13 protein-coding genes and 1 tRNA gene are annotated in these 14,763 nt (G+C 37.4%); 8 read left to right on the top strand and 6 right to left on the bottom strand.

Going from position 1 to position 14,763, the window contains the following annotated elements; genetic code table 11:
* Positions 1–12 precede the first annotated feature (12 nt).
* The 3 genes from VK179_10760 (at position 13) to VK179_10750 (ending at position 3,898) form a co-directional block, all read left to right on the top strand.
* A complete protein-coding gene (locus tag VK179_10760) occupies positions 13–885 on the top strand; it encodes a hypothetical protein (protein ID HLO59214.1) in 873 nt (290 codons plus the stop codon).
* A 290-nt stretch (positions 886–1,175) separates the two neighbouring features.
* Positions 1,176–3,347, top strand: a complete 2,172-nt coding sequence (locus tag VK179_10755; GenBank protein HLO59213.1) for a DEAD/DEAH box helicase family protein — start codon at positions 1,176–1,178, stop codon at positions 3,345–3,347.
* On the top strand, positions 3,344–3,898 hold the full coding sequence (locus tag VK179_10750) for a hypothetical protein (GenBank protein HLO59212.1): 555 nt from the start codon (positions 3,344–3,346) through the stop codon (positions 3,896–3,898). Before VK179_10755 ends, VK179_10750 begins: the two co-directional genes overlap by 4 nt.
* Positions 3,899–3,913: 15 nt before the next feature.
* Here VK179_10750 and VK179_10745 read toward each other — a convergent pair whose 3' ends face one another.
* The 6 genes from VK179_10745 to VK179_10720 all read right to left on the bottom strand — a co-directional run bounded on the left by VK179_10745 (position 3,914) and on the right by VK179_10720 (position 9,146).
* Positions 3,914–5,458 carry a hypothetical protein gene (locus VK179_10745; protein ID HLO59211.1) on the bottom strand — a complete coding sequence of 515 codons (1,545 nt, stop codon included), beginning with the start codon at positions 5,456–5,458 and terminating at the stop codon, positions 3,914–3,916.
* A gap of 280 nt (positions 5,459–5,738) precedes the next feature.
* Positions 5,739–6,083: a tyrosine-type recombinase/integrase gene (locus VK179_10740; protein HLO59210.1), complete on the bottom strand. Its 345-nt coding sequence runs from the start codon at positions 6,081–6,083 to the stop codon at positions 5,739–5,741.
* Positions 6,084–6,092: 9 nt separating this feature from the next.
* Positions 6,093–6,932, bottom strand: a complete 840-nt coding sequence (locus VK179_10735; protein ID HLO59209.1) for a phage integrase SAM-like domain-containing protein — start codon at positions 6,930–6,932, stop codon at positions 6,093–6,095.
* A gap of 329 nt (positions 6,933–7,261) precedes the next feature.
* Positions 7,262–7,561: a hypothetical protein gene (locus VK179_10730; GenBank protein HLO59208.1), complete on the bottom strand. Its 300-nt coding sequence runs from the start codon at positions 7,559–7,561 to the stop codon at positions 7,262–7,264.
* Positions 7,562–7,590: 29 nt separating this feature from the next.
* On the bottom strand, positions 7,591–8,808 hold the full coding sequence (locus tag VK179_10725; protein ID HLO59207.1) for a site-specific integrase: 1,218 nt from the start codon (positions 8,806–8,808) through the stop codon (positions 7,591–7,593).
* Between the two features lie 246 nt (positions 8,809–9,054).
* Positions 9,055–9,146: transfer RNA gene (locus VK179_10720), tRNA-Ser, on the bottom strand.
* Positions 9,147–9,508: 362 nt separating this feature from the next.
* Between VK179_10720 and VK179_10715 the strand changes: the two genes are divergently transcribed.
* The 5 genes from VK179_10715 (at position 9,509) to htpG (ending at position 14,670) form a co-directional block, all read left to right on the top strand.
* Positions 9,509–9,781, top strand: a complete 273-nt coding sequence (locus tag VK179_10715; protein ID HLO59206.1) for an HU family DNA-binding protein — start codon at positions 9,509–9,511, stop codon at positions 9,779–9,781.
* Between the two features lie 55 nt (positions 9,782–9,836).
* The gene (locus VK179_10710; protein HLO59205.1) at positions 9,837–10,529 is read left to right on the top strand and encodes an RNA methyltransferase; all 693 of its coding nucleotides are present in this window, start codon (positions 9,837–9,839) and stop codon (positions 10,527–10,529) included.
* A gap of 97 nt (positions 10,530–10,626) precedes the next feature.
* Positions 10,627–11,328, top strand: coding sequence for a LytTR family DNA-binding domain-containing protein (locus VK179_10705; protein HLO59204.1), 702 nt, complete (start codon positions 10,627–10,629; stop codon positions 11,326–11,328).
* Between the two features lie 159 nt (positions 11,329–11,487).
* Positions 11,488–12,294, top strand: coding sequence for a hypothetical protein (locus tag VK179_10700; GenBank protein ID HLO59203.1), 807 nt, complete (start codon positions 11,488–11,490; stop codon positions 12,292–12,294).
* Between the two features lie 324 nt (positions 12,295–12,618).
* Positions 12,619–14,670 (top strand): molecular chaperone HtpG, encoded by a 2,052-nt coding sequence (gene htpG / locus VK179_10695; GenBank protein HLO59202.1) that lies wholly within the window; start codon positions 12,619–12,621, stop codon positions 14,668–14,670.
* Positions 14,671–14,763 lie beyond the last annotated feature (93 nt).

Below are 14,763 nucleotides of genomic sequence, written 5' to 3'. Positions count from 1 at the left end.
AAATAATAACATATGAATATTAAACAGAACCCATTTTCACTGTATGATTTCCTGGGATATTTCATTCCAGGAGCTACTGGTATCTATTTGTATATCCTGATCCTTCAATTGTATTCTTATAATGAAATTGAGATATCATCTGTGTTGAATGGCTTAAATCTTGAATCAGTGGGTTATTATCTACCCTTTATTATTGGATCATACATTTTAGGACACATATTGAGTTTTATTTCCTCAATATCTGTCGAGAAATACTCTGTATGGAAATATGGCTACCCATCAAAATTTTTATTAAAAATGAACCATGATGGTTTCTGGGGCAAAAGAGAATTAAAAAGACAAAAAGTCTGGAGAATTTTGGTTGTTTTCTTGATATATCCAGTTTTTATCTTTGATCTATTCGTTGGTAATCTACTTAAAGCCAAAGATATATACACTAAGCAATTGGATGATTTTCTAATTAAAATTATTAGGGAAAAGAAAAAAGCACTTATTAACCACCTCGGATATAGGGGTTTAGAAGAATTTGGAGATGTTTCAAACATTGATTTTTATCGCATTATTCTTCATTATACTTATGAACATTCAAAGACTCATCAGAATAAAATGTATAACTATGTTGCACTTTATGGTTTTCATAGGACTCTATGTTTTCTAGCAATTATACTTCATTGGTGCATAATATGCCGAGGGATCGTATTTGTTGATTTCTTCAGTCTAAAAAGCCAGATTCTACTTTTATTTTCAGGTGCTCTATCCTATATATTTTTTATGGGATTTATGAAATTTTATCGAAGGTATACATTGGAAGGTTTTATGACTTTAGTTTCCTTAGAGAATTACTCTGATAGTAATGACATAAAAAAGGGTGAGAGTACCTTATGAACCTCTCACCCGATGCAAAACTGCAAAAACTTCTACCAAACAAGTTTAATGTTTAATACTTGGAAAGAGGGAAAAGTAACCTTAAACTTTCCTCTTAGCCTCATTTCTTTGTTCACGTGGCACCACAAACAGGTAAAACGAACCCCTTGAAATTCAAGGGGTTTTGTTTTTTAACTTCCTGAATTGTCCGGTATTTGTCCGTAAATTAGGTGTTCTTAAATTGTTAGTGGTTAAATATTTTTATAATTTTACTGGGCTACCATGGTTATAAACAAGATTTTTAATCTAAAATGGAGTTTTTAATAACATCAACGGATATTAAAGGCAATGAAGGAGCTTTGAACCTGTTTGAAAGATTCAAGGTCATTGCCCGAGATAGTAAAGGGTATTGTTATTATAAGTATCCTATTGCAGGCGGATTTGAATCGCATCTACCAGACATAGTTTTAATAGATTTAACCAAAGGTGTATGTGCCTTTGATATACTCTCACATATTACTCTAGAACAAATAACTAAAATAAACAATGATGAATGGGAAATAAATGGTAAGACTGTTGAGGCCCCATTTTTAAAACTTGAAGATTATAAGATTAATCTACAAGCCAAGTACGATAAGTATCGGCAATTACGAAACTTGATCAAAATAAACACTTATATTATTTTTCCGCTAATTCACAAATCTGACTTTATTAGGAAATTCGGAAGTTTCGAAGAAATCAAAGGAATGTTGTTTAATGATTATCTTGATCATTCATACGATAAGTTTTGGAAATCTCAATCAAATATCCAGGATAAAATTCTAAAAGGACTTTTTCTTTCTGTTTCACAAGGGGCAGGAAGATTAAATAATTATAAAAAAATAATTGAAGGATCGAAAGCAGAAAAAATTGGTGAAGCCATCAAGCTAATAGATACTAAAATAGCTTATTTGGATAAACAGCAACATGCCGCAGCTATTCAAATTCCTGACGGCCCTCAAAGAATTCGGGGTATGGCTGGTACAGGGAAAACTATTATCTTAACAATGAAAGCAGCGTTCCTTCATAGTCGATATCCAGACAAAAAAATCCTTTACACTTTTCATACGCAAAGCTTATATAATCAAATTCGTGATTTAATAACGAAGTTTTATCGTGATACTGAGGAAAAGGATCCAGATTGGAATAAGCTCTTAATACTACATTCTTGGGGAGGTAAGGCGAAAGAAGGAGTATACTCACGAGCATGTCTAAGGAATTCAATTGAGTTTATGCCCTTTAATATTGCAGAATCGTTTAACCCTGATGATCCATTGCAATATGTCTGTAATGAAGCTCTAAAAAAAGAAATTACTGAAGAATATAACTATGTATTGATGGATGAAGCTCAAGATTTTCCTTCGGGTTTCTATCAATTAATTTATAGACTGACTCAAAATCCAAAACGAATAATTTTTGCGTATGATGAATTGCAGTCTTTAAATGCAGTTTCAGTCTCTGATACAGGTGAACTTTTCGGGTATAATGCTGATGGAAGCAAAAAGGTTGATTTTAGTAAAGGAACCTATGATGGAAATATTGAAATGGATTTCGTTTTAAACAAATCATATCGAAATCCACTTGAAATATTAATGGTAGCACATAGTATGGGCCTTGGATTATACAATTCTGACGGCTACATGCAGGTCATTGATGATAAGCAAGTATGGAATGCTATTGGATATGAAGTTCTTAAAGGTGAATTTAAGACTATTGGAGAAGAAATAATTATTGAAAGACCAAGACAAAACAGCATTAGTTTGGCAAATGAATCATATAATGGGAAACAACCGATTCTTTTTTACAAAACTTTTGCCAATCGTAATGAGGAGATAAGCTGGATAGCCAATCAAGTTGTACACGATGTGAATTCCGAAGGTGTAGAACCGGAGAATATCATTGTAATTTCACTCAATCATCGAAGAATCGAAAGAGTTTTTACTCCATTACAAAATCTGCTTTTTAAACGAGGTATTCCAAGTATTATTCCAGGGGTTGGAGGAGTGGATAGAGATAAATTTGGAGAAAAAGGATTTGTAACTCTTTCTACAGTTTATAAGGCTAAGGGAAATGAGGCGTTTATCGTTTATATAATGGGGTTCGATTATCTTTATGATTATCTTGATTTTGTTTATGCAAGAAACAGGGCATTCACTTCCATAAGTCGTTCAAAAGGATGGTGCAGAATTACAGGCGTTGGACAAGATATGGAAAGGGCAATTTCGGAAATTAAAACAACTCAAGGTCTCATACCACAGTTTAGATTCCAATTTCCTGATCCAAATAAAGTAGCAAAAAAACTCAGTCAAGAAGAGCATGCCAGAAGACTTCAGGAAAAAAAGAAAGGTTCAAGAGCATTGAACGATTTGTTAACCCTAGAAGATGCCGCTATAAATTTAAGTGATGAAGAAAAGGCAGCTCTTAAAAAGAAATTGGGATTATGAGTTCTACAAAAACCCTTTACAGCAATTTAGAGCGTATTTATAATGCTAATTTCAGAAAGTATGACCTTCAGAACCCTTTCTTTTGTTTAAAGAATAATGAACTGACATGGCATTCATATGTTCCTAAAGAATCATTTTATACTTATGATGAGTATTTTAAATGGGTCATTAATAACAACCAATATAGTTTGGCAGTTTCGGGGAAAGCTTTAATACAAGTATATTTTAGAGAAGAGAATAGGATTATTACTAAGGGAACACTTGCTTTTCTTCCAGAACCTGATTCCTTCATGACCTATTTTCGTTTTGACATGGATACAATAAATCCGGCCCCTTATTATCACAATACTTATCATATACATTTCGGATATAGATCTGATGATATTCGGTTTAGTTTATACAAATTTCCTTACCCAAGTGAATTTATAAAATTCACATTGTTCCTTCTTGGAAATTCAGAGTTTACATCACATAACAATGAAAGGTTTTTCAGCGATCTGGCTACTATTGGAGAAAGTTTCTCACACAAGTTTGAGTTTGTTACCAACTAAACACAAGCAATTAACTTAGAGTTGTTTAATCAATTCCTTTGCTTTGCTAATATTAACCGAACCTTCAACTGATTTTTGTTCAAAAATCATGAAGTAAAAGAATCCTTTTCCTGATAATTCTGCCCATCGATTTCCAAGACGACATTTCGCTAGACTGTCAGTATTATCTCTGTCATCGCCTTTAGTTTCAATCAGAATAATGTTTCCAGATTTTGTAACGACTATGAAGTCTGGATAATGATTTGATTTGAAACCATTTATGGAAAAACCCTTACCTCTTCCAAGATTTCTATGCCAGAATGCCACATTTGATAAACTGGCGATATCAGTTATTACAGTCGTTTCAAAATTATTCATAGCTCCTTCACGCTCATATAATGAGTTCCCGATGGAGGCTCCCAATACGCCAGGGACTATTTCCTCAGAAAAATGCCAAAATGGTTCAGCATATATCTTTCGAATTTTGATCATATCATTGAAAATACTTTCGGCATAAGTATCGGCATGTTGTTTTATTTTAGCCCTAATTCTGTCTGAATAGCTCCATTTTCTAAGTAAAACGTCATGTAACTGTTCAATATTTAGTTGGCATAATACTCTTTCTATATACATCCGGATTTCTTGATCTGGTATCGGATACATGTCACCAATAAGTTGAACGATCTGATGTGTTATATCTTTTACTTGGCCATCTTTGGGTTTTGATAGAATATATTCAATCATAGGATCTTTGATGACCGCATCTTCAATTTTTGTAAATCGAGGAGCATACTCATCTTTTTTAATTAACTCGACATCTACTTTATATAAATCGGATGTGATGTTTTCAAACGATATTTTAGAATCTTCAGTACTCAGCTTGAAACCTTTTAATAAAGATTCCTGGTTAAGCAAGGCCTTATCTAATCCATATAAATCGTTGCGTGGAATATCCATGAAAAACTGTGGAAGTTTAATTTTTGATGCTAATTCCTTATTAGCATCATTCATGCTATATCGTCTGACTTTTTCACCCATTTCCTGAAATATATTTTCATCAATCGGCTGTTGACTTAATTTTTCAATATTATGTTCTACTATTGATATTTCGTTTTCCGCAATGTTTTGAATTTCATTTACGGCAATATTCACTTTCTCATCATCTGATGGCTCGGAATTAAATGAAATCCTTTCGGTGATTATCTCGTCCTCATCAATTTTCGCAATATTAGATTCATGTTGCTCAGGAAAAAGAAAAGCATCTAACTGATTTACTGTTGTCTTTTTCTTTTCCTCAGATGGCATATTATCTTTTTGCCTATAGTCTTTTTCACTAAAACCGGATGATTGAAGACCAAGAACAATGTTTTGTAAGGTTTCATTAAACTTGGCAGACGCAGTAAGTACATATGAGACATTCAATAATAAGGCAGAATGTTTTATAACATATGGTTGCCTTAAAACTCGACCGAGTATTTGTTCTACATCAACAGCGGAAGATTTATCTGCTAATGAAGCAAGAATATAAGCAAAAGGACAGTCCCATCCCATATTTGTGCTCAAGAACTCTGAAAGGAACATCTCTGTGATGATTAATTACTTTTTCTTTCCCTATCCAATGTAATGACGGCATGGCGAAAACTAATAAAATTGTAATATCAAAAGTAAGAAATTGACACGCTTGACCTACAAATTGATTAAATAAAATAGATTCCATGCATAATTTCACTTAAAACCATATCCAACTTTAGGTACGTACTGCACCCATATTCATAATTATTAAACATTGATGTATAGTGGTTTATAATGGATGGCATCTTGGGTTGTTCGGTAACGGCGCTAAAATTAGCGCCGTTTTTCTTTATTTAGGTTCCATCGAAGGCTCTACGGCTTCTTTCAGCTTAATCATTTCGCTCATCTGTCTTTTTTTTACAATCTTACCATATATAGCTGTTGTCCTGATATCCTTATGGCCTAGCATAGACTGAACTAATTCCATGCTCGCACCATTTGAGAGAGCAACTGTGGTTGCAAACGTATGACGGGCGGCATGTGTGGTCAAGGACCTGCCAGTATTGATATTAGCTTTTACTGCTATTACTTTCAGCCATTGATTCATTTTTTGGTTGGACAAATATGGAAGTAACCGCCCTTTTTTATATCCTTTCCACTTTTCAATTATAGCTCCGGCTTTAGCAAAAACCATGACGAACGACTAAACTCCTGTCTTATTCCTATCCTTGTCAATAAAATAATGGCCTTCTTCATATTTGAAATCATCCTCACAGAGCTGGAAGGCATCGCAATATGCTAGTCCAGCAAGACAGCAAAATAGAAACAAGTCACGAACCATATCAGCAGTACCTTCAAATTGGCATTCTTCCATTCTCTGTAATTCTTCTTCAGTAAGATATTTGCGGTCATAAGTGTTATTGCCTTTTTTAGCTTTAAAATTCAGATAAGGATGATCCTTAGGATCGAATCTTTTAGAGGCAATGGCTGAATTGATATAGATTTTTAAAATTATATGCTGGTTATATATTGTACCTTGCTTTTTAATAGAAACGCTTCGATGCATGGAACGATCCCATTCCAAAATATTCTCATAGGTAAGATCTCGAAAGAGTTTGATCTTACCAAATTCTTTTAGCCTTCTCAGAGTAACGAAATGATGTGACCGAGTTCTTTCTGAAATACCCTGGCGGGCTGTAATTTCCTGTTCCATATAGTCAATGAAACTTTTAAAGTCTTTACCTTCGAGAAAACTGTCGAGAGAATCCAGATTAAAGGCCTGACCTATGCTTGTCAGTTCTATTTCGTAATCCTGAAGTGCCAAGAGCTTTTGACGTAGTACCTTATTATATTCCAGGGCCTTTGGATGTTTGACAACTTCTTTCCGAGATTCACTCCAATATTGTTTTTCAACACGAATGCCAGTTGAGATATATCGGCGCTTACCATCAAAATAAACGCAAATCTGAATTAAAGATACGTCTGTGTTCTTTAACTTTTCATTCTTTCGATTGAATACCAATGAATAAAAAACTGTTTTCATAAATGTTTGTGTTTTTTGTGATTTTAAATAACTGTTAACTCATATCAGGGCGTGGATTTGATGGTTTTTGTGTTACCGTTTTAGGGCGGTAACATACAGGTATCAAAAAAATGTAATGAAATGGCAACAAATGATCTTTTGAGAAGTTGAGGCAAATCGCAGGAAAGCCTTACCGTGATTGAAGATGATCGGATATGACAATAAAAAAACCCCTCCTGATCGAGGGGTAAAGTGATTCCGGCGCGATTCGAACGCGCGACCCATCATCATGTAGGAGTATACTCCTAGCATGGTATTGGCGATGCATCATCCCCGTTTATTGAATTCCTTTACAATCCTTTCTTTTGCTTCAAGTCTTGCTCATAACCTTTATGCCTTTTAACAATGATAGTATATCGATAAGTCCTTTTGAAATTGCTGGCACACAATAAAGCCTCAGACTTAAGGTCGGTTTTGAAAGACTTTACTTTTTTTTGGTCACAGTAGCCTAAATTTTTATCTTCCCTTCTAAAAAAGAAAGTCTGATGGTTCGTGCCATACCATTGATCTCGTTCAGTTGCTAGAGGATGAATGTCCTTGATTTCCAGAACGTCATGTGAGTCTTTTTTGGTCATAAAAATGGTAATCATTGGTTTAAGATTTAAGGTTGAAAGATCAATTAGTAATCATATTTTCCGGCGAGTTTTTGCATATCCTCTTTTAAAAGCTTATCTACAATCCGGCTATAACGCTGTGTCATTTTTATTGAGGTATGACCCAGCATCTTGGAAACACTTTCTATGGACATGTTATTTGCTATAGTTACAGTGGTTGCAAATGTATGCCTGGCTGAGTGTGTGGTAAGAGGCTTCTTGATATCGCACAAATCGGCGATTTCTTTTAGGTAAGCATTCATCTTCTGGTTGGATAAGACTGGTAACAACGTTCCTTTAATTATGCAGATGGGATTCTCCTTATATTTTTCTATTAGTTTGAGGGGAACGGCGGATAATGGAATCCTGCTTTCCACATCCGTTTTTACTCTCTTCTTATATAGCCAGGTAATCCCATCTATACTCATAAGGTTGTTGCGGGTCACTGTTTTGACATCGGAAAATGCCAATCCGGTGAAACAACAGAAAACATAGGTATCCTTAACCAGTTCCAAACGAGGTATGTTAAATTTCTTCTTCATTAACCTTTCCAACTCATCATCATCCAGAAAAAAAGTATTTACTTCCTGAAACCTATACTTAAAACTAGCATATGGATCTTCTTTAATCCAATTGTTGGCCAATCCGATTTTGATAATCTTATGAAAGTTCCTGATGTACTTCATGGTTGTGTTATTAGCACATTTCCTTTCGGTCTTCAGGTAAAATTCGAAGTCCCTGAGAAACTGATAGTTAACTTCTGAAAATAGTACATCAGCCGTACCATATTTGTACTTAATAAACTCTTGTACATGCTTATAGGCCGTGCGGTATCGTTCCAAAGTTCCATAACGGATGTCGATGTCAACCAATTTCTCACACCTTATATTATGCTCGGTAAATTTGTCCAATAAATAGACTGAGGTATTGTCAGAGTCAAAATAAAGGTTCCTGACACTTCTGGCAGTCACAGGCTTTAGACTGTCCTCTAAAGTTCTTTTACAGTTTCTGAGCTTGTCGATAACACACTGGATCGATTCATTGAGTTCGATTCCTGTTTTCTCCGATATCAGGGCTCGTTGTGTGTTGCTATCCCATAGTTTCGGAGGGATCGTTTCATTCATTGAAAACTCAATTCGCTCACCGTTTACGGTTAATCTTACATAAACAGGGCATTCGCCCCGCACTGTAAGCTTTGTTCGCTTAATGTAGAACATAATTGCGAACCTTACACGCTCCACCATTTTGTCCACCTTTTTTAAGTTAATAACCTGGTTTAAAGTTACAAGCAAGGGAGCATTTCACGAGGTGCAATAAACGGAATTACAATGAATTACATTCTATTCGGTGGAGGTAAAATTTTTTAAAAATGTCCACCGGATAAGCCACAAATAAGATGCTTTTTAATGCTTTTCATTGCTGTTCGTAAAAATAAAAAACCCCATAAAATCAGCGTTTTACGGGGTAATTCATCTTGTTGCATCTGTACTTGGCGGAGGAAAAGGGATTCGAACCCCTGGTCCACCGGAAGGCGGACAACGGTTTTCAAGACCGCCGCATTCGACCGCTCTGCCATTCCTCCTTGGGGCTGCAAAATTACAAATAATTTAACATTTTGTGCATCTCATGGATAAAAATCTTTGATTGGCCCGTATTCATTGAAAATAATTTCAACAATTTGTCGCTTTCTCACTGATAATCTACCTTTTAAGAGACTTTTATCGTCAAATTTATTATATTATTGATTTACTGATATTTTATATATACGACTTAAACCTTTACTTGAGATTTTATCCGGAAAATTCTTTAAATACTGAGATAGTTATTAACAACTTTTTGTAAATAGTTGAATATTTTTCAGGTCCGAAATTTGGAAGCCATTATAAATCCTTTATATTTGTATAGGAAATTTGAAAATTTACTAACCCTAAAAAATTTTTTGTTATGAACAAAGCACAATTAATCGACGCCATTGCTGCAAATGCAGGTTTAACCAAGGCAGACGGTAAAAAAGCTCTCGATGCATTCGTAAAAGCTACTACCCAGGCTCTGAAAAAAGGTGACCGTGTTGCCCTCGTAGGCTTTGGCTCATTCTCGGTTTCCAAGAGAAGTGCAAGAACAGGAAGAAACCCACAGACCGGCAAAGAAATTAAGATTCCTGCCAAGAAAGTTGTTAAATTCAAAGCTGGTGCTGACTTATCAAACGTTGTAAAATAACGCTGATTAAATTCTTTAAAGGGAGCACTACTGCTCCCTTTTTTTTTGACATCCGATGACCAGGGCCCTCGTTGACCATCTGTCCCAATTTGTATCCGAACGGCGCCTTCAGCTTTTTGACACCGTTCTGAATATGCGCACCCGGTACATGACCGTGGTCCTCGAAGATATTTATCAACCCCACAACGCCAGCGCAGTCCTCCGCTCCTGCGAATGCTTCGGTATCCAGGACATCCATATCATTGAAAATAAAAATGAATACCACATTAATCCCGATGTGGTCATGGGTTCCACTAAATGGCTCTCAATCAACCGTTATAACCAGTTTGATGACAATACAGCGAATACACTCAGGGACCTGAAAACTAAAGGCTACCGCCTTGTAGCTACAAGCCCCCATAAAAAAAGCGCCGACCTCCGGGACTTCGATACAACACGTGGAAAATTCGCCCTGCTGTTCGGAACCGAATTAAAAGGTCTGTCCCCGCTTGCCCTTGATATGGCTGATGAATTCATCCGGATCCCCATGACCGGTTTTACCGAAAGCCTCAATATATCGGTCACTGCCGCCATCTGCATCCATCACCTCACCAGCATCCTTCACCGGGATAACTCCATTTCGTGGCATCTTACCGATGAAGAAAAACAGGAAATAAAACTTGACTGGCTCAGGAATTCGATCAGGAAATCACATCTCATCGAAAAGGCGTTCCTGGAGCAATTCCAAAAGAATAAGAAAGAATTTTGATTTTCCTTTCTCCGGACTTTCAGAATGGATTTTTTCATATATTTGATGTGATAATATTTGACCAATTTCCTTTATTTTTTGACGAAACAATCCCCTTATGAATTGTATAATCATTGATGACGACCTGATGTCCAGACGGATAATCGAAGAGTTTATTTCACGGACTGATCAGCTGAGGCTCCTTGCATCCTATGAGAACGCCGTCGATGCCATTAATGCATTCAACGGCGAAGAAGATATCGATATGATCTTCCTTGATATTGAGATGCCTGAAATGAGCGGGATCGATTTTCTTGAAACGCTCACCAATCCTCCCCAGATCATCATCATCTCATCGAAGGAAAAATATGCCCTCGATGCTTTCAATTATGACGTTACCGACTACCTTCTGAAACCTATCTCTTACAGCAGGTTTTTTAAGGCAATCAATAAAGCCAATATCCGCTTTAAAAATAAGGTGGATACCAAGGAAAACGAAATTTTCATCAAGAAGAATTCAGCCCTTGTGAGACTGAAATATGAAGATATCCTGTGGGTTGAAGCGCTCGAAAATTACGTGATATTCAATACTTTTCACGAGAAGTTTACCATCCACTTCACTATGAAGGCTGTTGAAACCAAACTGCCAGCCAATAAGTTCACCCGGGTTCACCGCTCATTCATCGTGAATACAAGCCGCATCAATATTATTGAAGATAACTCGGTTATTGTTAAAACGCAGGAAGGTGCAAAGGCCATACCTATTGGCAAATCGTATAAGGATAAACTGCTGAAGGATATTAACTTAATCATTAAATAGCGGTTTAGCGGTTTAGGGGTTTAGAAGTTTGAAATAATAAACCGGCTATACGTGGTTTTTAACCAGACTATAATACGGTAAGACGAAGTCGGAGACTTCGCCCAGCAGCTCCTGCCAATGCTAAGCGTAGTTTGTAACTACGCTTCTTAATTCAAACACATGATAAAAGAATTTCTGATATTCAGTTTCCTTTTTATTTCACTTGCTGCTTTTAGTCAGAATACTCTTCCTGGCTATGAGGCACAGGTTGTTAAACTCTACAGCCACATTTCACCTGCCGCTTCGGATGAACACAACAAAGCGGTTCATGATTCAATTGCGGATATCCTGAACCAGGTATTCCAATTACCTAATGCTTTTGAATATCCATTTACTTCCATTAAGTTCATGGGCAAGATCACTTCAGAAGATAAAAAGGTACGGGTAATTACCTGGAATTGGGTACGGAATGATGCCACCAACCTGTATTATGGCTTTGTGATCCATAGGAATCAATCCGGCAAAACGGATGTCTTCAGGCTTACCGATAAGAACGAAACAATAGCGAAACCTGCTATCCAACAGCTTGATGCGGGTAACTGGCCCGGATGCCTCGTGTATGAAATTGTCCAGGGCAAGGCGGATAACCAATACCTGTTGCTGGGCTATGATCCCCGTAGTATTTTCATAAGCCGGAAAATAATCGATGTATTGTGGTTTCAGAATGATATTCCTTTTTTCGGAAAACCCATTTTCCATACGAACGGACAAACTGTTAACCGTATAATTTTTGAATATTCTGCAAAAGTGAGGATGAGCCTTACCTGGAACAAGAGAATGAATATGATCGTTTTTGATCACCTCGCTTCCTCGTCCCCCTCCTTCCAGGGCAATTACCAGTATTACGGCCCCGATCTTTCATTTGACGGACTGTCATTTGATAAGGGAGTTTGGGAGTTGAGGCAGAATGTGGATGTGAGGAATTAGTCTGTAAGTCTGTAAGTCTGTTAGTGAAGCCGTCATTGCGAGGAGCGTGATTCGTAAATGATTATAGAAGGGTGTAAATGAGACGAAGCAATCTGCCTGAATAGGCAGGGCCTATCCAAGACAGCCTTTCGGAAAAAAGGTGCTCTTTGTAATGTCCTTCCTGTGCAGGCAGATTGCTTCGTCGCAAGCTTCGCAAGCTCCTCGCAATGACGTGCTCTTGGCCAGCATCCAACCTGACTATTTGACAGTTCATTTTCATCGGCATAAAGTTTGTTTATCGCAGACTTGAAAAAACTGATGTCGAACTTTTAAAACCGATAAATCATGCAGACAGGTAAAATTGGTGTTACCACCGAAAACATCTTTCCTATTATCAAGAAATTCCTGTACTCCGACCATGAAATTTTCCTGAGAGAACTTGTTTCAAATGCAGTTGATGCCACCCAGAAACTGAAAACCCTTGCCAATATGGGCGATTTTAAAGGCGAACTGGGAGATATCACAATCCGGATTAAACTGGATAAAAAAGCAAAAACATTGACGATTTCCGACCAGGGTATAGGCATGACGGCAGAAGAAGTGGATAAATACATCAACCAGATTGCTTTCTCAAGTGCCGAAGATTTCCTTGAAAAATACAAGAACCAGGCTGCCAGTATAATTGGTCATTTTGGACTGGGATTCTATTCCAGTTTCATGGTTTCCGAACAGGTTGAAGTCATCAGCAAATCGTACAAGGAAGGTTTAAAAGCAGTGAAATGGGAATGCGATGGCACTCCTGACTATAAGCTTGAAGATACCGAACGGGTGCAAAGAGGAACCGATATTATCCTGCATATTGACAAGGATTCCGAAGAATTTCTTGAAGAATCCCGTATAGAAGGCATCCTCAGGAAGTACTGCAAATTCCTCCCCGTTCCTATTGCATTCGGCAAAAAGACCGAATGGAAAGACGGCAAATCGGTTGAACTCGATGAAGATAAGATCATTAATAATACGACACCGCTTTGGACTAAAAAACCGGCTGACGTTAAGGAAGAGGATTATAAGGAATTCTACAGGGAACTATACCCTATGGCCGAAGAGCCACTTTTCAATATCCACCTTAATGTCGATTACCCGTTCAACCTGACAGGAATTCTTTACTTCCCCAAAATAAAGAGTAATTTTGACATTCAGAAAAATAAGATCCAGCTCTACAGCAACCAGGTCTTTGTAACCGATTCGGTTGAGGGAATTGTTCCTGAATTTCTCACCCTGCTGCATGGAGTCCTTGATTCACCGGATATCCCGCTTAACGTATCGCGTAGTTACCTGCAGAGCGATTCCAATGTTAAAAAAATATCAGGCCACATCACCAAGAAAGTGGCTGACCGCCTTCAGGACATCTTTAAAAACGACAGGGAACAGTTTGAAAAGAAATGGGATGACCTGAAGCTTTTCATTGAATACGGCATGATCTCGGAGGAAAAATTCTATGACCAGGCGTCGAAATTTGCCCTGCTGAAGAACACTGAAAATAAGTATTTCACTTTTGAAGAATACGAAAAGCTTATCAAAGAAAATCAAAAAGATAAAAATAAGACCCTCGTTTACCTTTATACAACCGATACACAGAGCCAGTTCAGCTTCATCGAAACCGCACGCAACAAGGGATATGATGTGCTTGTGATGGACGGCCACCTGGATATGCATTTCATCAACCAGCTTGAAACGAAATTCAAGGAATCCCATTTCGTAAGGGTAGACAGCGATATTATTGAGAATATCATTCAAAAGGATGAAAAGCGGGAATCGAAACTGACAGCCGAACAGCAGAATGAATTGCGGCCTGTGTTTAACAGTCTTCTTCCTGAAGGTAAATCACACTTCTCTGTAGCCTTTGAAAGCCTTTCTGAAAACGATTCCCCTGTGCTTATCACCCAGATGGAGTTCATGCGCCGTATGAAAGATATGTCGCAGATTGGCGGAGGACCTATGAGTTTCTATGGCGAAATGCCCGATCAGTACAATGTGGTGATCAATTCAAACCACCCGCTCGTACTCCGTATCCAGGAAGAAATGGAAAAGAAGTGCCGCAAGGATCTTGAAAAGATCAGTGAAAAACTGAAACCGCTGGCTGACAATAAGGCTGAACTGGATAAAGCCAACAAGGACAAGAAGGATGAGGAAATAGCTCAGGCCGATAAGGACAGGATTGCCGAACTGGATAAAAAAATCACCGAATTTGAAGATAAGAAACAAGGCGTTCTGAAAAAATTCGGCCAGGAGAACAAAATTGTGAAACAGTTGATAGATATAGCCCTGCTCTCAAACAACATGCTGAAAGGCGAAGACCTGAACAAGTTTGTGAAGAGGAGTATTGAATTGCTGTAGCTTTTTAATAGCCCCGGCCTTCAGGCCGGGGTATAAAGATCAATAACCATAGTCGCCGGGCCTTCAGGCCCGTGGTTACATTGTACTGAATAT

It is taken from the genome of Bacteroidales bacterium (genome assembly GCA_035299085.1).
In the GTDB taxonomy this organism is placed as follows: domain Bacteria; phylum Bacteroidota; class Bacteroidia; order Bacteroidales; family UBA10428; genus UBA5072.
This window is presented reverse-complemented; position numbering and strand designations above follow the sequence as displayed.

Excerpts from the sequence above, each read along its gene's own strand:
- VK179_10740 (HLO59210.1), bottom strand. The coding sequence starts at position 6,083 with ATGGTTTTTGCTAAAGCCGGAGCTATAATTGAAAAGTGGAAAGGATAT.
- VK179_10730 (HLO59208.1), bottom strand. The coding sequence starts at position 7,561 with ATGATTACCATTTTTATGACCAAAAAAGACTCACATGACGTTCTGGAA.
- VK179_10725 (HLO59207.1), bottom strand. The coding sequence starts at position 8,808 with ATGGTGGAGCGTGTAAGGTTCGCAATTATGTTCTACATTAAGCGAACA.
- VK179_10735 (HLO59209.1), bottom strand. The coding sequence starts at position 6,932 with ATGAAAACAGTTTTTTATTCATTGGTATTCAATCGAAAGAATGAAAAG.
- VK179_10755 (HLO59213.1), top strand. The coding sequence starts at position 1,176 with ATGGAGTTTTTAATAACATCAACGGATATTAAAGGCAATGAAGGAGCT.
- VK179_10705 (HLO59204.1), top strand. The coding sequence starts at position 10,627 with ATGAATTGTATAATCATTGATGACGACCTGATGTCCAGACGGATAATC.
- VK179_10760 (HLO59214.1), top strand. The coding sequence starts at position 13 with ATGAATATTAAACAGAACCCATTTTCACTGTATGATTTCCTGGGATAT.
- VK179_10710 (HLO59205.1), top strand. The coding sequence starts at position 9,837 with ATGACCAGGGCCCTCGTTGACCATCTGTCCCAATTTGTATCCGAACGG.
- VK179_10745 (HLO59211.1), bottom strand. The coding sequence starts at position 5,458 with ATGTTCCTTTCAGAGTTCTTGAGCACAAATATGGGATGGGACTGTCCT.
- VK179_10750 (HLO59212.1), top strand. The coding sequence starts at position 3,344 with ATGAGTTCTACAAAAACCCTTTACAGCAATTTAGAGCGTATTTATAAT.
- VK179_10700 (HLO59203.1), top strand. The coding sequence starts at position 11,488 with ATGATAAAAGAATTTCTGATATTCAGTTTCCTTTTTATTTCACTTGCT.
- VK179_10715 (HLO59206.1), top strand. The coding sequence starts at position 9,509 with ATGAACAAAGCACAATTAATCGACGCCATTGCTGCAAATGCAGGTTTA.
- htpG (HLO59202.1), top strand. The coding sequence starts at position 12,619 with ATGCAGACAGGTAAAATTGGTGTTACCACCGAAAACATCTTTCCTATT.